This window comes from Caldicoprobacter guelmensis (genome assembly GCF_016908415.1).
Lineage (GTDB): Bacteria > Bacillota > Clostridia > Caldicoprobacterales > Caldicoprobacteraceae > Caldicoprobacter > Caldicoprobacter guelmensis.
The window spans coordinates 81,878-106,047 of the sequence record NZ_JAFBDW010000003.1 but is presented as its reverse complement, the minus strand read 5'-3'; the positions used below and the strand labels follow the sequence as shown (position 1 = coordinate 106,047).

25 protein-coding genes are annotated in these 24,170 nt (G+C 45.7%); 22 read left to right on the top strand and 3 right to left on the bottom strand.

The window, feature by feature from the left end; all coding sequences use genetic code 11:
• Nucleotides 1–18: 18 nt before the first annotated feature.
• The 5 genes from JOD02_RS04950 to JOD02_RS04930 all read left to right on the top strand — a co-directional run bounded on the left by JOD02_RS04950 (nt 19) and on the right by JOD02_RS04930 (nt 3,560).
• Nucleotides 19–333 carry a carbohydrate-binding protein gene (locus tag JOD02_RS04950; RefSeq protein ID WP_204487527.1) on the top strand — a complete coding sequence of 105 codons (315 nt, stop codon included), beginning with the start codon at nt 19–21 and terminating at the stop codon, nt 331–333.
• A 185-nt stretch (nt 334–518) separates the two neighbouring features.
• Entirely contained in the window at nt 519–782 is a 264-nt protein-coding gene (locus tag JOD02_RS04945) for a hypothetical protein (RefSeq protein WP_204487525.1), read from the top strand.
• A 181-nt stretch (nt 783–963) separates the two neighbouring features.
• Nucleotides 964–2,649, top strand: coding sequence for an MASE3 domain-containing protein (locus JOD02_RS04940; protein WP_204487524.1), 1,686 nt, complete (start codon nt 964–966; stop codon nt 2,647–2,649).
• A 104-nt stretch (nt 2,650–2,753) separates the two neighbouring features.
• Complete coding sequence (locus JOD02_RS04935; RefSeq protein ID WP_204487522.1) at nt 2,754–3,014, top strand: TM1266 family iron-only hydrogenase system putative regulator; 261 nt, start codon at nt 2,754–2,756, stop codon at nt 3,012–3,014.
• A gap of 9 nt (nt 3,015–3,023) precedes the next feature.
• The gene (locus JOD02_RS04930; RefSeq protein ID WP_341534545.1) at nt 3,024–3,560 is read left to right on the top strand and encodes an ECF transporter S component; all 537 of its coding nucleotides are present in this window, start codon (nt 3,024–3,026) and stop codon (nt 3,558–3,560) included.
• 40 nt (nt 3,561–3,600) lie between these two features.
• Here JOD02_RS04930 and JOD02_RS04925 read toward each other — a convergent pair whose 3' ends face one another.
• Nucleotides 3,601–4,671 (bottom strand): hypothetical protein, encoded by a 1,071-nt coding sequence (locus JOD02_RS04925; protein ID WP_204487518.1) that lies wholly within the window; start codon nt 4,669–4,671, stop codon nt 3,601–3,603.
• 314 nt (nt 4,672–4,985) lie between these two features.
• Between JOD02_RS04925 and JOD02_RS04920 the strand changes: the two genes are divergently transcribed.
• Entirely contained in the window at nt 4,986–5,213 is a 228-nt protein-coding gene (locus JOD02_RS04920; RefSeq protein WP_204487516.1) for a hypothetical protein, read from the top strand.
• A gap of 86 nt (nt 5,214–5,299) precedes the next feature.
• Nucleotides 5,300–6,550 (top strand): S8 family peptidase, encoded by a 1,251-nt coding sequence (locus JOD02_RS04915; RefSeq protein WP_204487514.1) that lies wholly within the window; start codon nt 5,300–5,302, stop codon nt 6,548–6,550.
• 74 nt (nt 6,551–6,624) lie between these two features.
• Here the strand turns inward: JOD02_RS04915 and JOD02_RS04910 are convergent, their stop codons facing one another.
• Together JOD02_RS04910 and JOD02_RS04905 are read right to left on the bottom strand one after the other, a co-directional pair.
• The gene (locus JOD02_RS04910; protein WP_204487512.1) at nt 6,625–7,767 is read right to left on the bottom strand and encodes an aminotransferase class V-fold PLP-dependent enzyme; all 1,143 of its coding nucleotides are present in this window, start codon (nt 7,765–7,767) and stop codon (nt 6,625–6,627) included.
• 94 nt (nt 7,768–7,861) lie between these two features.
• Nucleotides 7,862–9,475, bottom strand: a complete 1,614-nt coding sequence (locus JOD02_RS04905; protein WP_204487510.1) for a hypothetical protein — start codon at nt 9,473–9,475, stop codon at nt 7,862–7,864.
• Between the two features lie 317 nt (nt 9,476–9,792).
• Between JOD02_RS04905 and JOD02_RS04900 the strand changes: the two genes are divergently transcribed.
• The 15 genes from JOD02_RS04900 to larC all read left to right on the top strand — a co-directional run bounded on the left by JOD02_RS04900 (nt 9,793) and on the right by larC (nt 24,141).
• On the top strand, nt 9,793–10,686 hold the full coding sequence (locus tag JOD02_RS04900) for a uroporphyrinogen decarboxylase family protein (RefSeq protein WP_204487509.1): 894 nt from the start codon (nt 9,793–9,795) through the stop codon (nt 10,684–10,686).
• A 100-nt stretch (nt 10,687–10,786) separates the two neighbouring features.
• A complete protein-coding gene (locus tag JOD02_RS04895) occupies nt 10,787–11,854 on the top strand; it encodes a uroporphyrinogen decarboxylase family protein (protein ID WP_204487507.1) in 1,068 nt (355 codons plus the stop codon).
• Nucleotides 11,855–12,123: 269 nt separating this feature from the next.
• The gene (locus tag JOD02_RS04890; RefSeq protein WP_204487505.1) at nt 12,124–13,182 is read left to right on the top strand and encodes an NAD(P)-dependent alcohol dehydrogenase; all 1,059 of its coding nucleotides are present in this window, start codon (nt 12,124–12,126) and stop codon (nt 13,180–13,182) included.
• A gap of 152 nt (nt 13,183–13,334) precedes the next feature.
• Nucleotides 13,335–13,979: an endonuclease III gene (gene nth, locus JOD02_RS04885; RefSeq protein WP_204487503.1), complete on the top strand. Its 645-nt coding sequence runs from the start codon at nt 13,335–13,337 to the stop codon at nt 13,977–13,979.
• Nucleotides 13,980–14,148: 169 nt separating this feature from the next.
• Nucleotides 14,149–15,321: an NAD(P)-dependent malic enzyme gene (locus JOD02_RS04880; RefSeq protein WP_204487501.1), complete on the top strand. Its 1,173-nt coding sequence runs from the start codon at nt 14,149–14,151 to the stop codon at nt 15,319–15,321.
• Between the two features lie 21 nt (nt 15,322–15,342).
• Complete coding sequence (locus tag JOD02_RS04875; RefSeq protein ID WP_204487499.1) at nt 15,343–16,155, top strand: Asp23/Gls24 family envelope stress response protein; 813 nt, start codon at nt 15,343–15,345, stop codon at nt 16,153–16,155.
• Between the two features lie 34 nt (nt 16,156–16,189).
• A complete protein-coding gene (locus tag JOD02_RS04870) occupies nt 16,190–17,032 on the top strand; it encodes a sulfide/dihydroorotate dehydrogenase-like FAD/NAD-binding protein (protein WP_204487497.1) in 843 nt (280 codons plus the stop codon).
• A gap of 3 nt (nt 17,033–17,035) precedes the next feature.
• Complete coding sequence (gene gltA, locus JOD02_RS04865; protein ID WP_204487496.1) at nt 17,036–18,424, top strand: NADPH-dependent glutamate synthase; 1,389 nt, start codon at nt 17,036–17,038, stop codon at nt 18,422–18,424.
• A 111-nt stretch (nt 18,425–18,535) separates the two neighbouring features.
• Nucleotides 18,536–19,396, top strand: coding sequence for a DNA-3-methyladenine glycosylase family protein (locus JOD02_RS04860; protein WP_204487495.1), 861 nt, complete (start codon nt 18,536–18,538; stop codon nt 19,394–19,396).
• A gap of 169 nt (nt 19,397–19,565) precedes the next feature.
• Nucleotides 19,566–19,991, top strand: coding sequence for a DUF3842 family protein (locus tag JOD02_RS04855; protein WP_204487921.1), 426 nt, complete (start codon nt 19,566–19,568; stop codon nt 19,989–19,991).
• Nucleotides 19,984–20,175, top strand: coding sequence for a CooT family nickel-binding protein (locus tag JOD02_RS04850; protein ID WP_204487494.1), 192 nt, complete (start codon nt 19,984–19,986; stop codon nt 20,173–20,175). Before JOD02_RS04855 ends, JOD02_RS04850 begins: the two co-directional genes overlap by 8 nt.
• Nucleotides 20,176–20,305: 130 nt before the next feature.
• Entirely contained in the window at nt 20,306–21,772 is a 1,467-nt protein-coding gene (gene guaB, locus JOD02_RS04845; RefSeq protein WP_394355742.1) for an IMP dehydrogenase, read from the top strand.
• Nucleotides 21,773–21,842: 70 nt separating this feature from the next.
• Nucleotides 21,843–22,604 (top strand): nickel pincer cofactor biosynthesis protein LarB, encoded by a 762-nt coding sequence (gene larB / locus JOD02_RS04840; protein WP_204487493.1) that lies wholly within the window; start codon nt 21,843–21,845, stop codon nt 22,602–22,604.
• A gap of 113 nt (nt 22,605–22,717) precedes the next feature.
• The gene (locus JOD02_RS11605) at nt 22,718–23,665 is read left to right on the top strand and encodes a LarC family nickel insertion protein (RefSeq protein ID WP_204487489.1); all 948 of its coding nucleotides are present in this window, start codon (nt 22,718–22,720) and stop codon (nt 23,663–23,665) included.
• Between the two features lie 17 nt (nt 23,666–23,682).
• Complete coding sequence (gene larC / locus JOD02_RS11600) at nt 23,683–24,141, top strand: nickel insertion protein (protein WP_204487487.1); 459 nt, start codon at nt 23,683–23,685, stop codon at nt 24,139–24,141.
• Nucleotides 24,142–24,170: the final 29 nt, after the last annotated feature.

Genomic DNA, 24,170 nt, shown 5'->3' with positions numbered 1-24,170 from the left:
AAGGAGGTAGGTGAACCGATGAACGGTGGAAAGTATGCACAGTATGGGGTTTATTGCAATCCTGAGGTTGTTGAAAAAGGTAAAGTGGTTAATTTGACATACGAAGGAATACTAGCTCAGCATGGCGCTGACAGAGTTTTTGCTTGCATAGGTTACGGGCCCAATAACAAGTGGTCAGATGTCTCGCTTATTGAGATGAGAAAAGTGGGCCCTCACAAGTTTGAGAGCCAATTTGCCATAACCAGCAAGGGTAACCTGAATGTGGCTTTTAAGGACTCGGCTGACCATTGGGATAACAACAATGGCCAAAATTATGTGTTTGCTTCCAAGTGAGCTTGCTAATTTAAAGCCCTATCCTCAAGGTGCATCGGAGCCTGCAGAATGCTGCTTTTCCGCAGGCTTTCTTTATTGTATCGCCTTGTAAAGAAGGACGTGTTTTGTGGTATAAAACCGGAAAATTGGGGAAATATTGAGAAGAGGAAAATACTACGATAAAAGTAAGAGGGGTTTTGTGTGGTATGAAAGTTGACGAGATGTTGAGGGAGTACACCAAAGAAGGAAACAAGAAATTGGATAAGCAGTATAGCGGTACGCGTCAGGCTATACTGGACCTAGCCAAGGATAAGGTGCGCGAGTTCATAAAGACTGCCGATGTGGGTCTGGATAAGGATAGCAGAGAAGTGCTGGTTCTCATCATTGCAGGAAGCATGATGCAGAGCTTTTCCTTGGGATATGGTATAGGCAAGCTAGAGGGTAAGACCGATAAGCAAATATACTTGTAGTACATATAAAATGTAATAAAGCAATATGGACTTTGTGTTAAATGACGAGTATAATAAAAATATAATTTTTAAAATGGCAATATTTGCAGGATGTGGACGGTGCAGAGCACAAGGCGTCGAAATTTTGAATTGACCGATTGAATGGCACTTTAAGCATGGTTTGGGGGAATTTATAAATATTATGGATAGGTTGGCTTTGAAGTTAAAAAAAGATCTCCGCGGTATAGTTTACATAATTGCAGTTTCGGTGCTGTTGTTTATATTGCTTGCTCGCTGTGACCACCTTTTATACCATATTTTTTCGTCGGATTTTTTTTTAACGTGGCATATTTTTTTGGAGCTTTCCAGCATTGTGATGGCGTTTGCCGTGTTTGCGGTTACCTTTTACACGTTTGAGGAATCAAACCGTTTAAGGTCGATGGTTATTGCCTGTACTTTTCTGGCAGTGTCCCTGCTTGACCTGTTCCATACCCTTTCCTATAAAGGAATGCCGACATTTTTGACCAAGTCTTCGGCTGAAAAGGCTACGACATTTTGGATACTGGCACGCCTTACCATGGCATGCGGGATGCTGATGTCCAATTTGGTACCCTGTGATAGAAAGGTGAGAAGCTTCGAGGGATTATGGGTTTTTCCAACTATAGCTTATTCGATTTTTTGGCTTATCATTGTAAATTATTACCTTGACTATCTGCCGACTTTGTTCATAGAAGGGAAGGGTTTGACGCCCCTTAAGATATACCTTGAGTATTTGATAATACTCATTCAACTGGTGACAGCTATTTTATTTTTGAGGGCATATTTGAAAAGAGATTGTGAGGATAAAGGGTATATACTCATCGTAAAAGGGTTGATTTTTAGCATCTTTAGTGAGTTAGCATTCACGCGATACACCAATGTGTATGACACCTACAATTTTCTAGGACACATGTATAAAATCGTAGCTTATTATCTCCTGTTCAGGGCTTTATTTGTGCAAAACGTGCAGAAGCCTTACCAGGAATTGAGGGCAGCTGAAAGCCAGTTGAGCGTTTATGTAAACAATCTGGAACAGCTGGTAACGCAAAGGACTGCCGAAATCACAGCAGCCAACCAGAGCTTGATGAAAAATTTGGAGTATGCCCGAAACATCCTTTTAGCGCTTTTACCTACCACCTTTCCTAACGTAAAGGGAGTGGAATTTGCGGCCAGGTATATGCCGTGTGAGAAGGTGGGTGGCGATTTTTACAACATTTTCAAATTGGATGATGAGAGGATAGGCATTCTTATAGGGGATGTGGCGGGACACGGAGTGTCTGCGGCCATGATCAACGTGTTTATAAATCAAAACATAAATTTTAAAAAGGAGTATGATGATGGACGCCAGAAGGTGTTTACCCCCAGGGGTGTGTTGATGAACTGTTACCATACCTATAACGAGATGCCGTTTCCCGACGAGGTGTATGTGGTGATGCTTTACGGCATATACAATGTCATCAACCGAAAGTTTACCTATGCTTCGGCTGGCATGAACACCAATCCGCTTATTATCAGATCTGATGGGCAGGTTGAGGTTTTGCAGGCCGAGGGGTTTCCTATATGTAAGTTTGCCCCCTATTTTAAACCATCTTACAAGAGCAGAACGGTATATTTGGAACCGGGGGACAGCCTTGTATTCTATACCGATGGCCTGATAGAGATTGACCCTGCTGAGCCCGAATTGTTCTCTCAGGATAAATTAGTAGAGTTTGTAAAAGGGCTGAAGAATGCCTCGGCCCAGGAGATATGCGATGAAATCATCGATGCATACCATGCGCTTCTGGGGGACAGGCAGATGCTGGATGACGTGACGGTTCTTGTTGTAAAGGCTTGTAAGGATGATGTATAATTTTTATGAAGAGGGTTGCCCGTGAACTTTGTGAGCAAAAGGCAAACGTTGAGCAAACGCAAGGGTGATATATGTTAAGGAAGTCAACCTTGGAGGTAGATGTTATGGAGAAAAGGATTGGCGTAATCGGAATAGTGGTGGATGATTACAGGGAATCTGGCGAGCAGGTTAATGACTACATAAGGGAATATTCGCATATCATAGTGGGGAGGATGGGTATTCCTTACAGGGAAAGGGGAATATCTGTAATCGCCCTTATAGTGGAAGGGACGACGGATGATATAGGCGCATTTACTGGAAAGCTTGGCAATTTAAAAGGGGTTATGGTTAAAACCGCTTTGACTTCAAAAAAATTTTACGATTGATGGGGAGGGATTGTTATAAAAAAAACCACCCATTTCATCAGCAGGACAGCCATCCTATTGGCTTTAGCGGTGCTTTTCCAGTCCTTGAGGCTGGTTATGCCTATGCCTGCTCTGGTGGACCAATATGTGGTTGGATCGCTGGTGAACCTTTGCTTGATTGTCGCAGCGGTGATTGTGGGAATTGAGGGGGGATTCATAGTTGCAGTTTTGACGCCGGTTATAGCTTTTTTGCAAGGTGTTCTCCCAAACCCGGTATTGGTCCCATTTGTAGCTCTGGGCAATGCTGTCATTGTCAGTTTGGTAGCGCTCCTTTATGGGAAGAACAGGTATGTAGCCATGGCGGCAGGGGCTTTGAGCAAATTCCTGGTTTTATACATAACGGTGGTACATGTGGCAATACCGCTGTTTATGCCCAATACTCCGCCGCAGGCCAAAGAACTGCTATCTTTGAAGTTTAGCTGGCCGCAGCTGGTCACCGCCTCGATAGGCGGCATCCTGGCATTGATAATATTGCCTATACTAGAAGGGGCTTTGAAGCGTACTTAAAGATAAACAAGAGTAAGGGCCTTAAAAGAAAGGCCCTTTTTCATTGTTCATTTTCAGTAGAGGAAGTCTGCTTGAAAAGCTGCATCAGCCTGAGCAACATTTCGAGTAATTGGGTTTGCTCATCGGTGGATGCGGTTTGGTAGGCATCATTGCTGCCTGCCTTTTCATGTTCATGGTATTTGCTCTTATCCTTGAGTTGATCGGTGGTACTGGGTGTAATGCTGTTTTTTTCTATTTCACGGTGTTTTTTTGGTAGGTTTTTGTCGACCTCTTTTTCGCTGATATTTACTTCCCTGTTTTTCAGCATTTCGTCCAGGTCCATTATTTGGGCAACCTGGATGAGTTTTTGGAATTTTTCAAGTCTCCTTTGCTGTTCTTCAGGAATGATGGGTTTTATTACCTTTATGATTTCGCCCAGGTCCTCTATGGGGTTGGGGTTACGTTTTCCCGCTATTTTCAGGTTGTTTCTATATATTTTTAGATTATTTGAAAGCTTTTCAATGGACTCGTGAAGCTGTATAGCTCTGTCGATGGTAGGACGGGTGGTTTCGGGCAAGTAATCCTTCAGCGTTTTAATGATTCCCAAGGTCTTGTTTTCGTTTTCCAACCTCAGGACGGGTATCTGCTGCATGCGCTGAGCCTGGTAGCTTCCCTCTCGGAGCCCTTTAAGTATTTGGAGGGCTTCAAGTACGCCTACAATGGTATATATCCCCTCTTGCTCGGGCACATCCAGATAAGGGCTTACCGCCATAAGCATGTTTATGGTTTCCGGATTATACACTGCCTGGCTAATGAATTTTCGTAAATTGTTGATGGAGACCGTGCTTTTAGTGCTGTTATGTAGTTCTAAAGCCAGTATTTTGATGAGGATAAACAGAAAAAACAGCGGCAGCGGATTTATGGGACGCGTCAGGAAACCGTGAATTTTTGTGGAGGTAGTAGGCACATTGACGATGGCTGAATTTATCGCTGCAGGCGGTGATGGCTTGACTTGGGTGGATGGGTTACCCTGGGCAGATGGTTGCTCGTGGGAGGGTTTAACGTGTTGGTACTCCATCTTGCGGTTTGTTTGCCCTGGGTATGATGGTGTTAAAGGGTATTTTTTATCCATAGAATTCCTCCTTGCTCTCTAGCGATATTATGTCACGGATGTTAATACCAGAAATATAAAGAAGAAAAACAGGTGGTTTATTTCAAAACGTACGTCCCATAGTAGCGTCAATATCATAAAGAAAAACAACACGTTGGCACCTTTGAAGCTGCCTTTCAGTTCACCCTGTATCATGAATTGCTCACCATCCCTAATACTTTCTCTACTTATAATATGCTGATTGATGTAAAGTGTGCATTGGCTTTAGTAGCAAAACAAGTGGTTTTGAATAATTATGTATTAGAACAATATCAAATTTAGAGGTGGTGTTATTGATGAGCACAGGAAACCAGGATATGAGAAAATTGCTGCAGGTGGTTCAAAGCATGCAGGGGAAATCGGAGGATGAGTTGATACGGGAGATGGTTACCATGATCAAATCGGGTAAAGGAGGTATTACCCAGGAAAAAGCCGTGGGTATGATAAAAGCCATTATGCCGGTGCTGGAGCCGCAGCAGCGAAAAAAGCTGGAAAGGTTGCTTAAGGAACTACAAAGCCGCTAGGCTGGAGATTTTCACTGGACCCCTTTAACAACTTGCATAAGGTATACATAAGATATACCAGATGCAAGTGAAGGGGGGCAAAGGCTTTGAATGTATTGTTTGGAATATTATTGGTTCCTTTTTTGGAAAAGATAAACAAAATTGAAGGGAAGATTGACCGGAGGCTTATAAAAAAGGTTCAGGCCTTGAGTGCAGATGGCATGTTGTCAGCCATCGTGTTTTTCAAAGAGGAACAGGAGGTTATTTGCAAGGAATGCCTGCAAAGGATGGGAGTAAACATAGTGTACGAGTTTCCTCTCATCAATGCTTATGCTGTGGAGATTCCGCGGTCCATGCTGGAGAGAATTGCAGAGGTAGAAGCCATAAGATATGTTTCTGATGATATTGATATAACCTCTCTTTTAAATATAGCCACACAAGAAGTGGGGGCTAGGGATGTAAATTTAAAGGGATATACCGGGAAAGGCATTGGAATTGCTGTGCTTGATACAGGCGTTTATCCCCACCCTGACCTTATAAGGCCTAGAAACAGGATCATAGCCTTTAAGGACTTTGTAAATGACCGTAAGGACCCTTATGATGATAACGGACATGGGACTTTTGTAGCAGGGGTGGCGGCTGGAAATGGCTATTCATCGGGAGGAAAATATGCAGGAGTAGCTCCCGAGGCTAACATAGTTGCCGTTAAAGTAATGAACAGGGAGGGGGAAGGCAACGCATCCAGAATAGTGGCTGGCATGCAATGGGTGGCTGACCACCATAAGGAATATAATATAAGGGTGGTGTGCCTGTCCCTCGGTTCAAAGCCGTCTGGGGCTATCAAAAATGACCCGCTTGTAGCGGCAGTCAACCAGCTCTGGAAGCAGGGCATCTTTGTGACAGCTGCTGCAGGCAATTCTGGCCCTAAGAGGGGGACCATCACCACTCCCGGTATAAGCCCCAGCATTGTGACGGTAGGGGCTGTTGACGATAAGCGAACCGTTGATATAAGCGATGATGTGGTAGCAGAGTTTTCGAGCCGGGGACCGGCTTATGGCAATATACCCAAACCTGATGTGGTGGCGCCGGGTGTAAATGTGGTATCTTTAAACACCGACCGCGACTATACCGGTGGTGGTAAGCTCTATTCATTGGAGAAGGCGTATACCACTATGTCAGGGACTTCGGTGGCAGCACCTATAGTGGCCGGCATTGCTGCTCTTATATTTGAGGCATACCCTGACTACACGCCGGATGATGTAAAGAATTTGATTATGAGGTATGCGAGGAGCATAGATAGGAATATATACGCACAGGGGAAAGGGCTGGTGGATGTCAAAAGCATACTTGGCCAATAAACAAAAAACCTTACAGGTATTGACCTGTAAGGGTTTTCTTTTGTATTGACAATAAATTACATGGCAGGTTCGCATCACTTAAGGCGGCTGAGCTGTTCTAAGGCTTTGATGCATTCTTTAACCTCATCCAGGGTATTGAATATGCCAGGGCTGAAGCGTACAGTTCCCTGCTTTAATGTGCCTATGGTCTGATGGGCAAGGGGAGCGCAATGAATGGCGCCTCGGGTTGCAATGTCATATTTTTTGTCTAACAGGTTAGCTATATATGTCGAGTCAAAGTCCTTTATATTGATTGAAATAGCTCCGATTCGTTCATCCATGTTTATGGGACCGTATATCTTTATGCCGGAAATATTGGAGGCAGCCTCTAAAAAGAACTTTTCAAGCTTGATGATATGGGCAAGTAGCTTATTTTGGCCTTGTTGCAATATGTAGTTCACCCCTGCTCCCAGGCCGGCAATTCCGGGGGTGTTTTGCGTACCCGATTCATACCGGTCTGGGAGAAATTCGGGCTGATAAAGGTTTTCGGATTGGCTTCCAGTGCCTCCTTCCTTTAGGGGTTTTAATTTGACATGGGGGGCTATATACAGCACTCCAGTTCCTTGAGGACCAAGTAACCCTTTGTGTCCGGGCATGGCCATCATGTCCACCGGCAGTTTCGAAAGGTCGATGGGTATAATACCGGCGGTCTGCGCTGCATCCACCAGGTAAAGTATGCCGTGTTCCTTTGCTATTTTCCCTATTTCATCTATGGGCATGAGGGTTCCCGTTACATTTGATGCGTGGGTGGTGACGATGAGCCTCGTATTGGGGCGAATAGCCTTTTTTATGTCGTCGGGGTCGATGCGACCCCGGCTATCGGCTTTCACGTATGTTGTTTTTATATTGTATTTTTCAAGCTCTTTGAGGGGGCGGACCACAGAATTGTGCTCCATGCAGGTGGTAATGACGTGATCACCAGGACTGGTGCACCCTTTTATGGCTAAATTTATGCTTTCGGTGGCGTTCAGGGTAAATATCATCTGAAAGGGGTTATCTACATTGAAGATCCGGCACAGCGCCTCGCGGGTATGCAGCAGTATTTTCCCTGCTTCTATCGCCATTTTGTGTCCAGAACGGCCGGGGTTGGCGCCAAACTCTTTCATGCAATTTAGAACCGCAGTATAGACTGTTTCGGGTTTTGGCCACGAAGTGGCTGCATTGTCCATGTATATCACTGTTAGCTCCCCCTTTTTAAAGCTACATTGTCTGTACAGTCAAAAACGGTATAGTGGCTGTTTTCAGATTTTATGTAGCAAACTTTAGCGAATTTTACAGAATATATTGACCTATGATTTTTCTTAAAAACCCTTTTCTCAAATTTTTTTCTAACAGTTCTTTGACCTCTTCAAATTCTTCCAGCAGTACTTCCCACTGCCGGCAATTTTCTATGGAACGCCTGCGCAGAGACTCTATTTCCCTCATGATGTTTTGGTTTTCAGCCTGAATCTCTTCGGCTTTTTTGATCCAGGAGTTTAGCAGGGTGTCAAGCTGTAATAGGTAGTGCATGCTACCCTGGTTTAATTGGTTTTTGTCAAGTAAAGCCTGGAATCTTGCTTTCAGTCCACCTGCTTTGTTTATTTCCTGGATTAAAGCCAATATGTCATCTACTATGTTGTCGGGCATTGTATTACCCGCAAATAATTGTTCTTCCAAATGTTGTGTGTTTGAGGGAGGTAAATTTTGCTTTTGGCTTTCAATATTGTTTATATCCTGAGAGTCTATGTCATGAATTGTGGCATTTGGACCAGAAACAGTGTGTAGTCTTACGGCATGTTCAATATGCTGTTGATCCATGATTTGTTTGGGAGTTAAATCTTCTATCTTTACAGTACATGTAGGCTTGGGGAAGTCCAGGTATTCCCCCAGTATAGGGATTTCCAGACCGTTATCCAGATTTGCAAATATTCGATTGACTTTAAAATGAGATTTGTCATTGGGGTAATTGGTAAGATATTTTATAAAGGAACAACTGCCTTTATGCGGCCATTCAAGGGGTTTTGCCTGGCTCCAGGTCATGCCCTCATCGGGGGATGAGCAGCAGTATATGTCGTCATTTTGATACCATATGCACCACAAGTGATCAGCAAGCCAGAAAAGCTGTGGGGCTGAACAGTTGGATTCTCGGTTGGACAAAAACGCTTCCTTTTTCAAGTCGGTTTTAAAGTATGAGTTTAAGCTCCAGTTTCTATACATAATCTGCAGGTTGGAATCTTTTATTGATGTCCATGCCAGGTGGAGTTTATTACCTTTAACGAGGATGCTGGGCATGTTGCAATCCAGCATGTTCCGACTTAAACTCTCGGGTCTGCTCCAACGGTTGCGTGCGCTATCAAAACAGCAGTAAAATAGTCTGTGATAGTTCTGGTACAAGCCGCGATAAACCAGATGAAGCTTTCCTTGTTCGCCGTCAATATAGAAGGGGCTGGTTTGTTTGCCATCTGCGTATCTTATTATCTCTTCTTTGACCCATCCAGTCCCGTTATGATAGCAGTGATAGAGGCTCCATATGCCGGTAAATGGGGTTGTGCCCACGGTAAAAATCACATGAACCTGCTCGTTAAGGACGATGACTGTGGGAAATTGAACTGGGTATGAGGAAGCATCATACTGGTAAAGCACTTCTTTATTCCATTTTTTACCATTATATTCCATATAGAGGATTTCTTTGCCGTAGTCCTGACATACGAAATGCACGTGGTCATGGTTGTCAATAAAAGCTGAAAAATGCTCACCAGCGTTTGCTACAAGTTCTATTTCATCTCCCCATTGCCCGTTTTTCTTTAAAATTCGGAAGTATATACCTTTTCCTTTTTGGTAGAAAAAGTGCCATACGTCGCCGTTTTTAAAACGTACTATGTGGTCATTATTATAGCTAAGCTTCACAGTTACACCTCCCAGATGAATGGACAGGTAAATTCAGTAGATTTATATGCTAATGAGTAATCTTTGTTGCTAAAATTTTATTTTGTTTTTGTCAATGTGATTTTTTGGAATAAAAAAGATGAATTGCTATAAAAAATGTGCTAAAATGATTGTGAAAAAATAGTTCTGGATCAATCAGCAATTAAGAGGTGATCTGTATGAGAAAACCAAACTTTTCAAATTTATCGAAAGTTCTACGACGCCAAGTTCCAGATAGACCTACGCTCTTTGAATTTTTTCTCAATCAGCCTCTTTATGAAAAGCTTGCAGGCCGATCTATGACATCTACGCAAGATTCATTGGAACATATAAAAATTGTGATTGAGGCTTTTAAAAACGCGGGGTACGATTATGTTACCATTCAGGGTTCTGACTTTCATTTTCCACATGGAGAAGTCAGAACGCTTAAGACCCGTTCTTTAAATGAAGGTGGAGTGATTAAAAACCATAAGGATTTTGAAAACTACAAATGGCCTGATCCTGATTTATTTGACTATTCTAGGTTGGAAAAATTGAAGTCTTATTTGCCTGATGGGATGAAATTCATCGTTTATGGGCCATGTGGGGTACTTGAAAATGTGATTCAGCTGGTAGGGTATGATTCGCTTTGCTATATGATATATGAGGACCCAGATTTAGTACAGGATATCTTTGATGCTGTAGGGTCAAGGCTGGTCCGCTATTATGAAATCTGTGCAGCGTATGACACTGTAGGAGCTTTGATCTCCAACGATGATTGGGGGTTTAAAACTCAGACAATGCTTTCTCCTGAGCATATGCGGAAGTATGTATTTCCATGGCATAAAAAGATTGTGGAGACCATTCATAAGTTCGGAAAACCAGCTATTCTTCATTCTTGCGGCAATCTTGAAGAGGTTATGGAGGATGTCATTGTGGACATGGGATATGATGCAAAGCATTCGTTTGAGGATGCCATAATGCCGGTGGAGGAAGCATACGATCGATGGGGTGGGAGAATTGCTATTTTAGGTGGTATTGACGTGGATTTTGTATGTAGGGCTTCAATCGATGAAATCAAGCAGCGCTGTAGGGCGATGTTAGAAAAGACAAAAGATAGAGGCGGTTACGCACTGGGCACAGGTAATAGCGTCCCTGAGTATGTCCCACAAGAAAAATACTTTGCTATGATATCGGTGGCACTGGAAGGATAAAAACGGATGCTGTTGGTTATAAGGTTGTCGTTTTTGTATTTTGACATATTAGTTTTTTTATTGAAAAGCTTTAAAAGTATAGGCGTAGAGGGTGATTATTATGAATACTTTAGAATTGTTTAAGGCGACAGTTAATCACATTCCACATGAAGAGTTTCTTTTTTTCTTCCATTGTACACCGGACTTGGATAAGCGGCTTCGCCAATATTTAAATTTAAAGCCGCAGGACAGCTTTGAAGAATATTTTGATATGCCTCGTGTTGTACATGTATCGTTAAAACCTCCAGCAGGTTTTAGAAAACCTGATTTTTCCAAATACTACGAGGATATGGATATTCCACATAATGCGTTTATTAACGATATTGGTGTATTGGAGATACCGGGAAGCATGTATCACTTTACCAGATATGTTAGCCCTTTAAGAAATGCTAAGACACTTAAGGAGATAGAAGATTTTCCTTATCCAAATGTAGATGGTTGGATTGATAGTCATATGGCAGAAGAGGTTAGGAAAGCCCATGAAAACAACAAGCCTGTCATCTGTTGGGTGGGACATATATATGAGACTGCGTGGCAGATCCGGGGATATGAACAGTTTCTTATGGATATGATTTTGAATCCAGAAATATGCGAATTTATATTGGATAAGATTTGTGAACGAAATATGAAGGTCGCTCAGGCTGCGGCGAGGGCTGGGGTAGATTGGCTTACCATAGGCGATGATGTGGCTAATGAAAGGACGCTCATGTTTTCCATAGAACACTGGAGGAGGTTTATGAAACCCCGCTGGGCCAAGGTGATCAAAGCCGCAAAGGATATAAAGCCTGATATACAAGTGGACTATCACAGCGATGGGAATATCATGGATATTATCCCTGAGCTTATCGAAATCGGGGTTACAATTCTAAACCCTATTCAACCTGAATGCATGGATCCGATTGAGGTGAAAAGAAAATACGGGAAGCACTTGGTTCTCAAAGGCACGGTTGGTACCCAGAGCACCATGCCCTTTGGAACTCCAGATGAAGTAAAAAGGGTGGTGAGAGAACGAAAAAGGACATTGGGATACGACGGGGCATTAATCCTTGAGCCAACACACGTGCTGGAACCAGATGTTCCTATAGAAAATGTCATCGCTTTTGTAGAAGCATGCAAAGAAAAGATTTAACCTTTGAGGGAAAAACGTTATTCCCTTGTGTTGTTCCACCAAGTGCATTTAAACGAACTTGAGTTTGCTGCAAGATATAACCAGGCATAGAAAAGCTGTTTTCTATGCCTTTTTTGTTTTTGGAGCAGCTGCTAATCGCCCTTTTAATTTTGCATTTCATCTATGAAATAGTGCATCATGCATTAGCATTGTTTGATATTTAACAAACAATCTGTATAATTGTCATCGAAATACAAAACAAAGTCATCATGAGGAGGGAATCATGCCTTATGAAGGGTTTTGCCATGTTAAGAATAGGTGAGGTTGGCTGGATAGAAAAAGAAAAGCCGGTGGCTGGGCCATATGACGCTATAGTGAGGCCTATCGCATTGGCTCCTTGCACATCCGATATACACACCGTTTTTGAGGGAGCAATAGGTGAGAGGCACAACATGATACTCGGCCACGAAGCGGTGGGTGAAGTAGTGGAGGTGGGCAGCGAGGTAAAGGACTTTAAACCAGGTGACAGGGTAGTGGTGCCAGCTATAACGCCTGATTGGCGTACCCTTGAAGTCCAGATGGGATATCATCAGCATTCGGGCGGTATGCTTTCGGGATGGAAGTTTTCTAACTTCAAAGATGGAGTGTTCGCCGAGTATTTCCATGTAAACGATGCTGACATGAACCTTGCCAAATTGCCCGATGAGATACCCCCAGAAAAGGCGGTAATGCTGTGTGACATGATGACCACCGGTTTTCACGGCGCTGAGCTTGCCAATGTACAACTTGGTTCTTCGGTAGCGGTTATTGGTATTGGCCCTGTTGGCTTAATGGCTGTGGCAGGTGCGAGGTTAAGGGGAGCTGGCCGAATAATTGCTGTAGGAAGCCGACCTGTATGCGTAGAGGTGGCTAAACAGTATGGAGCAACGGATATAGTCAACTACAGAAACGGCGATATAGTAGAGCAGGTAATGCACTTGACAGGTAATAGGGGTGTGGATTGCGTCATAGTGGCCGGCGGTGGCGTAGAGACTATGGATCAAGCCGTAAGGATGGTCAGGCCGGGAGGCACTGTTGCCAATATAAATTATTTCGGGGATAATGACCTGTTGCCCATACCCAGAGCTGAATGGGGGTGTGGAATGGCCCATAAGGATATACGTGGAGGGCTGTGCCCGGGTGGACGGCTGAGAATGGAAATGCTTATTGAACTGGTAAAGTATAACAGGGTTGACCCAGGAAAGCTTGTGACTCACGTGATGTATGGCCTGGACAAGGTAGAGAAGGCGCTGATGCTTATGAAGGATAAACCAAAAGACCTTATAAAACCGGTGGTTATAGTGAATTAACTTTATGATATGCCGCCCATATGGCCTGAAAAGGTTTGATATGGGCGGCACTGGTATTTGCAAGATTTTTATCTACATCCTGCTTGAGTTAATTAAAATGTTTATTGTATAATAGACAAAGATAATTTTTTTGAAAGGGGAAAGAATGTCGGTTGACCGAAAGTGAAAGGCGTAAAAAAATTCTTGAGGAGCTGGAAAAGCGCTATAAAGGAGCGACTACTGCGCTTAAGTATAAAACGCCGTTTCAACTGCTGGTAGCCACCATGCTTTCGGCTCAGAGTACCGACAAACAGGTAAATAAAGTTACGGCGATATTGTTTGAAAAATATCCGGGGCCCGAGGATTTTGCACGCCTGTCGCCTGAAGAGCTGGAAAAGGAGATTTACAGTTGTGGTTTTTACAAAACCAAGAGCAGAAATATAATAAAAGCCAGCCAAATTATCATCGATAAATACGGGGGACAGGTTCCACAGGACCTTGAGGAGCTTCAAACCCTTCCGGGGGTGGGCCGAAAGACGGCCAATGTGGTGGTCAGCAATGCCTTTGGGGTTGATGCCATTGCAGTTGACACCCATGTGTTTAGGGTATCCAACAGGTTGGGGTTGGCTCATGCTTCAAACGTCAAGGATACCGAAAGGCAGCTTATGGAGAACATACCCAGGGATAAATGGTCAAAGGCTCATCATTGGCTCATATGGCACGGGAGGAAAGTGTGTACCGCACGGAATCCCAAATGCCACGAGTGTTTCCTGACCGACTACTGTGAGTATTATAATGCCAGACGTAATTGTTTTTGAGAAATTTAATTTGGCTTCTGGATATTGACGAATGCTCAGATGGCATGGATTTTCAGGTTAGATGGATGTGCAGGTGACGTGAGCTTAGAATGCAGGCAGCAGGGGTTGTGACAAGCAAACTGTCATGTATAAAGATGTTATGTTCAAGATATGAAAGGGGAACAAGCGTATGTCAATTCAGCAAGAGGCCCTTGAGCTCCACAGGCAATGGAGGGGCAAAATTGAGGTTGTAAGCAGGGTATCCATCAAAGACAAAAAGGACCTGTCGCTGGCCTATACGCCGGGGGTTGCACAGCCCTGCCTGGAGATACAAAAGGACGTCAACCTGTCGTATGAGTATACCCGACGGTGGAACCTGGTGGCTGTGGTGACCGACGGCTCGGCTGTGCTGGGGTTGGGGGATATAGGACCTGAAGCCGGCATGCCGGTGATGGAAGGGAAGTGCGTGCTGTTTAAGCTGTTTGCCGATGTAGATGCCTTCCCCATATGCATAAAGTCAAAAGACGTGGATGAGATCGTTAATACCATAAAACTCATATCGGGAAGTTTTGGGGGTATAAACCTAGAAGACATATCGGCGCCCAGGTGTTTCGAGATAGAGAGGAGGCTCAAAGCTGAGTGCGATATCCCAGTATTTCACGATGACCAGCACGGTACCGCTGTGGTGACCTTAGCCGCTCTCATCAATGCGCTGAAAATTGTGGGCAAGGACATTAAGGAGATATCGGTGGTGGTAAACGGCGCCGGTGCGGCGGGGATCGCTGTTACCAGGCTTTTGATGGCTGTAGGCCTTAAGAACGTCATATTGTGTGACAGGATGGGAGCTATTTACGAGGGCCGGGATGGTTTAAACGATGAAAAGGCCGAGATGGCAAAGCTTACAAACCCTGAGCGAAGGAAGGGGAGTCTGAAGGATGTGATCGCCGGGGCTGATGTCTTTATCGGCTTGTCGGCTGCCGGCATGCTTACAAAGGAAATGGTCAAGTCCATGGCTAGGGACCCTATAGTATTTGCCATGGCCAATCCGGTGCCCGAGATAATGCCGGATGAAGCCAAAGAGGCGGGAGCCAGAGTGGTGGGGACAGGCCGCTCGGATTTCGCAAACCAGATCAACAACGTATTGGCTTTCCCTGGCATTTTTAGAGGAGCCCTTGACGTCCGAGCAAGGGATATAAATGATGAGATGAAGATAGCGGCGGCATATGCCATAGCGTCGCTGGTGAGCGATGAAGAGCTCAATGAGGATTATATAATACCCGCTCCTTTTGACAACCGGGTGGGACGGGCTGTAGCCCAAGCTGTGGCCCAGGCTGCAAGGCAATCAGGCGTGGCACGAATATAAATGCTAAGGGGAGTCAAAGTTGTGAAGGTTTATGCCTTGATAGGCCCCAGCGGCACGGGAAAGAGCTATAAAGCTCTTACCGTGGCCAGTGAGAAAGGAATAGAGTATATAATCGATGATGGTCTGTTTATAAAGCGCAATAAGATAGTTGCCGGCGTTTCAGCAAAGAAGGAGTCCACCAGGATAGCGGCGGTTAGAAGAGCGCTTTTTATGGATGAGGAGCACGCAAGGCAGGTAAAAGAGGCTATTAGAGCAGTGGCGCCTGAGTCCATTTTGATCCTGGGGACCTCACTACGGATGATAGACAAGATCACTGAACGGCTTGAGTTGCCTCCCGTTCAAGAGGTTATAAAAATCGAAGATATATCAACCAGCCAGGAGATCAGGCTGGCACAAAAATATCGATATGAACAGGGCAAGCACGTCATCCCGGTGCCCACCTTTGAGATACGTAAGGACTTCTCGGGGTATTTTATTGACCCATTGAAGATATTCAGGATTGCCGGCAAGGGCAAGAGATTGGAAGCTGTGGAAAAGACGGTGGTACGTCCCACCTACAGCTATATGGGAAGGTTTTATATCGCTGATACGGCAATAGAATCCATAGTAGTGTATAACGCCCAAAAGGTGGAAGGTGTAGTAAAGGTTTTAAGCACCAGCCTTACAAGCAGGGATGACGGGCTGATCATATATATCGATGTGGCTGTTAAGTATGGGTATAAAATACACGAGGTGTTGGAAGAAGTGCAGTCAGTGGTAGCCAAGGACGTGGACAGATTGACGGGCATAAACGTGATTGCCGTAAACGTCACGGCACGGAATCTGGTGGTTTAAAGTGGCATCAAACAAATAAAAGGGGGAAGGATGGATGTACAGGATTCTACGAAAGGAAAGGCTGGCACCGGGGATATGGCTCATGAAGGTGGAGGCGCCGTTTGTAGCCCGAAGGGCCATGCCCGGCCAGTTCATAATTTTGAGGGTTAAAGAAGAAGGGGAGAGGATTCCCTTGACCATAGCCGATTACGATAGGCAGCAAGGATGGGTCACCATAATATTTCAAGAAGTGGGTTTGACCACTCGACTTCTTGCCAAGCTCAATGAGGGCGATAACATCCTCGACTTTGTGGGGCCGCTAGGCAGGCCATCTGAACTGGACGGTTTAAAGCGTGTGCTGTGCATCGGCGGCGGCGTGGGTGTAGCGCCTTTATACCCTCAGATAAAGTATCTGTGGGAAAAGGGCACTTCGGTCGATGTGATTGTGGGCGCCAGGAGCAAAGAATACCTTATACTGGAAAATGAGATAAGGGGTATATGCGATAATTTGTATATAACCACCGATGATGGCTCGTACGGGCGCAAGGGGTTTGTGTCGGATGTCCTGAAAGAACTCTTAGAGCAAGGGAACAAGTATGACACGGTGATCGCCATAGGTCCTCTCATCATGATGAAAGTGGTGTCGGGTATAACTAAACAGCATGATGTGCCCACTATTGTTAGCATGAATCCCATAATGGTGGATGGTACCGGCATGTGTGGAGGGTGCCGCGTCACAGTGGGCGGTGAGGTGCGCTATGCCTGTGTGGATGGCCCGGATTTTGATGGGCACCTGGTGGACTTTGATGAGGCCATGAGGCGTCAGAGGATGTACCGGGAAGAGGAGGAGCACATCTGCAAGCTGATGGAGAAATTGATGGAGAAGGAGGGGCTGTAAGTCATGGCAGTGAGAACAAACAGGGTACCAATGCGGGAACAGGACCCAGAGGTGAGGCGCAGGAATTTCAACGAAGTAGCCCTAGGATATAGCTTGGAAGAAGCAATAGAGGAGGCAAAGAGGTGCCTGCAATGTAAAAAACCCATGTGCGTCGAGGGCTGCCCTGTAAATGTCAGGATTCCCCAGTTTATTGCGGCTGTAGTGGAGGGCAATATTGAGGAAGCATTTAGGATTATACGCCAGACCAATAACCTCCCTGCCATATGCGGGAGGGTTTGTCCGCAGGAGACCCAGTGCGAACAGAAATGCGTGCTGGGCAAGCGAGGTGAGCCTGTGGCCATAGGCAGGCTTGAGAGGTTTGTAGCCGATTACTGCATGGAAAAGGGCATAGAGGATGAGGTGGAGATAAAGCCCAACGGGAAAAAGGTGGCCATAGTGGGTGCGGGGCCTGCTGGTTTGACTGCTGCGGCTGACCTGGCCAAGCTGGGATATGACGTCACCATATTTGAGGCCTTCCATGAGCCGGGTGGCGTTTTGATATACGGTATACCTGAGTTCAGGCTTCCCAAAGCTCTTGTCAAGAAGGAGATAGAAGGGCTTAAAAAGCTGGGTGTAAAGATTCTGACCAATGTCATAGTAGGCAAGTCCATCACGATAGATGAGCTGCTGGAAGAAGGTTATAAGGCGGTGTTTATCGGAAGCGGTGCCGGCTTGCCTAAGTTCATGGGTATCCCGGGTGAAAACTTAAACGGCGTGTACTCGGCCAACGAATTCTTGACTCGCATAAACCTGATGAAGGCATATGACTTCCCCAACAGCCATACTCCTATAAAACGGGGCAAAAAAGTGGCAGTGGTGGGCGGAGGAAACGTGGCCATGGACGCCGCTAGAAGCGCTTTGAGGCTGGGTGCCGATGAGGTCCACATAGTGTACAGGCGTTCTGAGGCCGAGATGCCTGCCAGATTGGAAGAGATACACCACGCCAAGGAAGAGGGAATCATATTCGACGTGCTCACCAACCCCGTGGAGATACTCGGTCAGGATGGATGGGTAAAGGGATTGAAGTGCATAAGGATGGAGCTGGGTGAGCCCGATGAGTCGGGCCGGAGAAGGCCGGTACCTGTTAAGGGTTCGGAGTTTGTGATGGATGTAGATACCGTTATAATGGCAATAGGGACCAGCCCCAATCCGCTTATAGCTTCCACCACTCCAGGGTTGGAGGTGCAAAAGTGGGGCGGCATCATAGTAGACGAGGTGACGTGTGCCACCAGCAAGGATAGGGTGTATGCCGGTGGAGATGCTGTGACGGGTGCTGCGACTGTTATACTGGCCATGGGAGCAGGCAAAAAAGCTGCCAAGGCAATACATGAGAGGTTATCCAAAGAAGAATAAGGGTTTGCACTTTATCGCCGTCTTGAAAAAAGCGGCGGTAAAGTGTAAATTGTTTTTTGGTGGATTTTTGTAGCAAAAAGTATTTGCGATCATCAAAAAGGTGGTAGTGCTTTGGAGATTGTACAAACCAGCCGAGGGATAATTTTAAAAGGTGTAGACGACTTTTTCCCACAGCACATATTTGAATGTGGACAGGCTTTCAGGTGGAATTGGGATGGTATCGGCTACGTGGGGATTGCAGGCGGCAGGGTAATAAGAGTGTCGTACGACAGAGGGAATGTATCGCTGGAAAATGTCTCTGTCAGGGATTATCATTCGTTTTGGAAACGCTATTTTGACATGGATAGGGATTACGGTCAGGTGAAAGCTGCTTTATCCCGTGACCCCTTGCTTGAGAAGGCAATGGAGTACGGTTGGGGAATACGCATTTTAAATCAGGACCCCTGGGAGACATTGATTTCCTTCATAATATCGGCCAATAACAACATACCCAGGATTAAGCGGACCATCGAAAACCTGGCGGTCAGGTTTGGGAAAAGGATAGAGTGGAAGGGCAGAGATTTTTATACATTTCCTATGCCGGCTGACCTTGCTGGAGCGTCTGTTGAAGAGCTCGTGGCTTGTGGATGTGGCTATAGGGCGCAATATATAAAGAGGACGGCCGAGATGGTATGTGGCGGCGAGATACGGTTGGACAAAATTGCTGGTTTACCTTATAAAGAAGCGCATAAGGCCCTTATGGCCTGTCCGGGGGTTGGGCCTAAAGTGGCTGACTGTGTACTATTATTTTCTATGGGTAAGACAGAGGCTTTTCCGGTTGATGTGTGGATTAAAAAGGTGATGCAGCGGTTTTATCCTGACAGTACGGGCAACAACAGGGGGGTGAAGGAGCTTGCCTGGCAGAAGTTTGGTCAGCTGGCGGGCTTTGCGCAGCAGTATCTGTTCTATTATGCCCGGGAATGTATGATGTGATCCGGGTTTTACCTATGGCGTGGCGAGATAATTTGCCGTTTGCTGGAGAATGCATGAGATGGTCTGGATTTTGCTTTCAGCTGTGTGGCTGAAGGCCAAAATGGTTTGCTGGCTTACCTGCATAGAAAGCTTTGGAATGATTTTAGAGTATAAAAGCGGGAGAGGTTGTATGAGGGTTGCTGTTGTGGATGGACAGGGTGGAGGAATGGGAAAGTATATAACTGAAAGGCTGAGGAAGGAGTTTGGGGAAAACATAGAGATACTGGCGCTGGGTACCAATGCTATGGCCACCGTCCAGATGCTCAAAGCGGGAGCCAATGAAGGGGCCACCGGTGAAAATGCTATTATATATAACGCGGATAAGGTGGATTTGATAATCGGTTCGTTGGCCATTGTGTTGGCCAATTCGATGTTGGGGGAACTTACTCCGGCCATGGCAGCAGCCATAGCGTCAAGCCCCGCCCCAAAGTTGCTTTTACCCATACATAAGAGCAACGTTACCATCGTGGGGGCGGTAAGCGAGCCTATCCCTCACGCCATGGAAAAGGTGATTGAGTGGATAAAAAAGCGAATGGAGAGTGAGGAAAATGTGTGAAGCAATGGTTTATTTGAAAGATGGTGACAAGATAGAGCCTTATTTTGAAAACGTGGACAAAATCTTTGCGCAGGAGGAGGGCCTTATTTTGGAAGACATATTTGGGGAAAAGAAAATCATAAAAGCCAGGCTAAAAGAACTACATCTGGTAGATCACAAGGTCATCATTGAAAGGATAAAGTAAGGCTTTAGACGTGCTAAACCAGCCATGACTATTTAAAAAATGCGGGTTGACAGAGGAACGACAATTTTGATAGACTATCTTTTAACTACATGAGGGGCTATCATTTGATTGCAAAGTTTTAGGGAAGGGAGTGTTAGCCATTAGCAGTAAAATTATTGGTGAGGGTTTGACGTTTGATGACGTACTGCTGGTTCCTCAAAGGTCGGAAGTTCTCCCAAAGGATGTGGACTTACGGACCAGGCTTACCAAAACCATCACCCTTAATATACCCCTTGCCAGTGCGGCTATGGACACCGTTACCGAGGCCAGGATGGCCATCGCCATAGCCAGAGAGGGTGGCATAGGAATCATTCATAAGAACATGTCCATAGAGGAACAGGCCGAGCAAGTGGACAAGGTGAAGCGTTCTGAGCACGGCGTTATAGTAGATCCTTTCTATCTCTCGCCAGATCATTTGGTTTCGGACGCTGTGGCTCTCATGGAGAAATACCACATTTCAGGCGTTCCCATCACTGAAAACGGCAAACTTGTAGGGATAATAACCAACAGGGATATACGCTTTGAGACAGATTTTTCGAAGAAAATACGCGAAGTGATGACATCTGAAAACCTTATTACAGCTCCTGAAGGGACAACCCTTGAACAGGCCAAGGAGATACTGAGGAAATACAAGATTGAGAAGCTCCCAATAGTGGATGAAAAGGGGATGCTCAAGGGCTTAATTACTATTAAAGACATAGAAAAGGCCATCAAGTATCCCAATTCTGCTAAAGATAAGAATGGCCGCCTTTTGGTGGGGGCTGCTGTTGGTATCGCTCGCGATACCTTAGAACGCGTGGAAGCGCTGGTAGCGGCCAAAGTAGATGTCATAGTGGTGGATACTGCCCATGGCCATTCTGTTGGAGTTATCAACATGGTGAAGCAGATCAAGAAGAAGTTCCCCGACCTGCCAGTCATTGCCGGCAATGTGGCAACGGCTGAGGCAACCCGTGAACTGATAGAAGCAGGTGCGGATTGCGTCAAAGTGGGCATAGGGCCTGGCTCGATATGTACCACACGCGTTATCGCAGGTGTAGGGGTTCCTCAGATTACTGCCATAATGGAATGCGCTGAGGAAGCTGATAAATACGATATTCCCATCATAGCCGATGGAGGAATTAAATATTCGGGCGACATCGTTAAGGCCATAGCCGCGGGAGCCAGTGTGGTAATGGTGGGTAACCTTTTGGCTGGTACCGAAGAAAGCCCAGGCGAGACTGAGCTCTATCAGGGTAGGCGCTTTAAAGTGTACCGCGGTATGGGTTCGCTTGGCGCTATGGCTGCAGGCAGCAAGGACCGCTATTTCCAGGAAGATGCTAAAAAGTTTGTGCCCGAGGGCGTTGAGGGGCGTGTACCCTTCAAAGGGCCGCTGGCTGATACGGTGTATCAGCTCATGGGCGGTTTAAGGGCGGGGATGGGATACTGTGGGGCCCGTACCATTGAAGAGCTGAGGAAAAATGCCAAGTTTATCAAAATTACCAGTGCTGGACTTAAGGAGAGCCATCCCCATGACATCTATATCACCAAGGAAGCGCCCAACTACAGCACTGGCGTGTGATGATTGCGTTATGCTGTGCCGGTTGTTGAGCGTTTATCTATGATGTTTTGGTCTGAAAGGGGAAAAAGTTATGGATGTTGAGCGCCTTAAGGCCGTGCTTGAGGACGTTAAAGAAGGACGGTGTACGGTTGAGCAGGCTATTGATGCTTTAAAGTATCTGCCGTTTGAAGACCTTGGCTTTGCCAAGGTAGACCACCACCGCCAGCTCCGAAACGGCTATCCCGAAGTGATATACTGCCAAGGTAAAAGGCCCGAACACGTGAAGGCCATTGTAGAAAGAATGATGGCCAGGGGCAACAGAAACATCCTTGCCACCCGTGCAAATCATGAGGTATATCAGACAGTTAAAGAGGTGGCACCTGATGCCGAGTATCACGAGATAGCCCGAATTGTTGTGGTGAAAAGAAGCGAGGTGCCTGTAACAAAGGGTAAGATAGCCGTTGTGAGTGCAGGTACTTCTGATTTGCCGGTTGCCGAAGAGGCGGCTATCACCGCAGAGGTTTTGGGCAATAAAGTGGAAAGGGTGTACGACGTTGGTGTGGCAGGGCTGCATAGGCTGCTGGCTCACCTTAAAACCCTCAACGAGGCCAACGTGATAATAGCGGTGGCCGGCATGGAAGGGGCATTAGCCAGCGTAGTAGGAGGTCTGGTGGATAAACCCGTCATTGCTGTTCCCACCAGCGTAGGATATGGCGCCAACTTTGGCGGGCTTTCGGCGTTGCTTACAATGCTCAATAGCTGTGCCAGTGGGGTGGCGGTGGTAAATATAGATAATGGCTTTGGTGCGGGATACATGGCAAGTTTAATAAATCGCTTGGCACAGCAATCATAGCAAATTTTGTTATACCGAGGGGTTCCTCGGTGTTTTTGTATGCAGAGTTGATTATAGGAGCTTTAAAGTAAAGTGGTAAAACAGATTTCATAGATGGAAAAGGGGGAATTCCAATGAAGATACTGTATTTTGATTGTTTTTCTGGTATAAGCGGCGATATGACATTGGGGGCGCTGCTGGATTTGGGATTGGATCAGCAGGCATTTTTGAACGAACTTGATAAATTGGGACTTAATAAAGAATATGATATTCAAATAAAAAAAGGCATCAAAAGAGGAATTACGGGGCTGGATGTGACGGTTAGAGTTCTTCATTCTAACAGTGAAGGTCATGATGTGGATCATCACCATAGTGAAGTTGATGGTATGCATCACGGCGAAGGAGCTGAAGTTTTACAGCCTGAAAGCGAAAGGACAGAGCTTGAAAGAGAGCATCAACGCTCGGGCCATCATTCTTACCACCATCTTTCTGACCATACTCACCGACATTCCCATGTACACAGTGACACCCATGTTCATTCTCATTCTCACAGCGTAGGTGGCGTTCAGAGAAGCTTCTGCGAGATAAAAGACCTCATCGAAAACAGCGCTTTATCACGAAATGTAAAGGACATTGCTTTGAAGATATTCGAGAAGCTAGCCACGGCCGAAGGTAAGATTCACGGCATTCCCTATGACCAGGTTCACTTTCACGAAGTGGGAGCGGTGGACTCCATTGTCGACATCGTAGGGACTGCCATCTGCATAGACATGCTGAAGCCAGATGTCATTATGGCATCCCCTGTAAATGTAGGCGGAGGGTTTGTAAAGTGCCAGCACGGGATATTCCCTGTACCTGCCCCTGCCACTCTGGAACTGCTGAAAGGGGTACCCGTTTATTCCAAAAATGCTCAGGGCGAACTGGTTACTCCCACCGGTGCTGCAATACTTTCAGCTTTATGCCGTGAGTTTGTGGAGTTTCCATCCATGGTTATAGAGAAAATTGGATACGGCTTGGGGAAGAGGGATTATAGGGTGCCCAACTGCCTTAGGGTGTGTTGGGGTGAGGCCTTAAAAAAATAGAGTCTCCTGGGGAGGAGGTGAAGATTATCGAGGCCAACATAGACGATATGAGTGGCGAGTTTTTGGGGTTTTTAATGGAAGAGCTGTTTAAGCATAATGCCCTTGATGTGTGGTATACTCCCGTTTACATGAAGAAGAATCGGCCCGGGGTTACGGTGAGCGTGCTGTGCTATCCGCAAGAACAGGAGAAGCTGGAAGAAATACTGCTTAAGGAGACCACCACCCTGGGGGTGCGGAGCTACAGTGCATATAGAAAGAAGCTAGAAAGGCAATTGGTGAAGGTGAATACCCCTTACGGCGATATCCGGGTTAAGATGGCCTACGGAGAGGGAATATTCAAGGCATCTCCCGAATACGAGGACTGCAGGCTTGCAGCTACAATTCATGGTGTTCCCTTGAGAGAGGTATACGATGTGACCATGAGGGAGTTTTCTAAAATGAATATACGGCCAAAAGTTACAAAAACGAACGTTTGATATTTAATTTTGCCAAACGTTCGTTTTTT

What these genes read in the sequence shown, in the direction of transcription:
- JOD02_RS04950 (WP_204487527.1), top strand. Translation starts at nt 19, where the DNA reads ATGAACGGTGGAAAGTATGCACAGTATGGGGTTTATTGCAATCCTGAG.
- JOD02_RS04945 (WP_204487525.1), top strand. Translation starts at nt 519, where the DNA reads ATGAAAGTTGACGAGATGTTGAGGGAGTACACCAAAGAAGGAAACAAG.
- JOD02_RS04940 (WP_204487524.1), top strand. Translation starts at nt 964, where the DNA reads ATGGATAGGTTGGCTTTGAAGTTAAAAAAAGATCTCCGCGGTATAGTT.
- JOD02_RS04935 (WP_204487522.1), top strand. Translation starts at nt 2,754, where the DNA reads ATGGAGAAAAGGATTGGCGTAATCGGAATAGTGGTGGATGATTACAGG.
- JOD02_RS04925 (WP_204487518.1), bottom strand. Translation starts at nt 4,671, where the DNA reads ATGGATAAAAAATACCCTTTAACACCATCATACCCAGGGCAAACAAAC.
- JOD02_RS04920 (WP_204487516.1), top strand. Translation starts at nt 4,986, where the DNA reads ATGAGCACAGGAAACCAGGATATGAGAAAATTGCTGCAGGTGGTTCAA.
- JOD02_RS04900 (WP_204487509.1), top strand. Translation starts at nt 9,793, where the DNA reads ATGACATCTACGCAAGATTCATTGGAACATATAAAAATTGTGATTGAG.
- JOD02_RS04895 (WP_204487507.1), top strand. Translation starts at nt 10,787, where the DNA reads ATGAATACTTTAGAATTGTTTAAGGCGACAGTTAATCACATTCCACAT.
- JOD02_RS04890 (WP_204487505.1), top strand. Translation starts at nt 12,124, where the DNA reads ATGAAGGGTTTTGCCATGTTAAGAATAGGTGAGGTTGGCTGGATAGAA.
- JOD02_RS04880 (WP_204487501.1), top strand. Translation starts at nt 14,149, where the DNA reads ATGTCAATTCAGCAAGAGGCCCTTGAGCTCCACAGGCAATGGAGGGGC.
- JOD02_RS04870 (WP_204487497.1), top strand. Translation starts at nt 16,190, where the DNA reads ATGTACAGGATTCTACGAAAGGAAAGGCTGGCACCGGGGATATGGCTC.
- gltA (WP_204487496.1), top strand. Translation starts at nt 17,036, where the DNA reads ATGGCAGTGAGAACAAACAGGGTACCAATGCGGGAACAGGACCCAGAG.
- JOD02_RS04855 (WP_204487921.1), top strand. Translation starts at nt 19,566, where the DNA reads ATGAGGGTTGCTGTTGTGGATGGACAGGGTGGAGGAATGGGAAAGTAT.
- JOD02_RS04850 (WP_204487494.1), top strand. Translation starts at nt 19,984, where the DNA reads ATGTGTGAAGCAATGGTTTATTTGAAAGATGGTGACAAGATAGAGCCT.
- larB (WP_204487493.1), top strand. Translation starts at nt 21,843, where the DNA reads ATGGATGTTGAGCGCCTTAAGGCCGTGCTTGAGGACGTTAAAGAAGGA.
- JOD02_RS11605 (WP_204487489.1), top strand. Translation starts at nt 22,718, where the DNA reads ATGAAGATACTGTATTTTGATTGTTTTTCTGGTATAAGCGGCGATATG.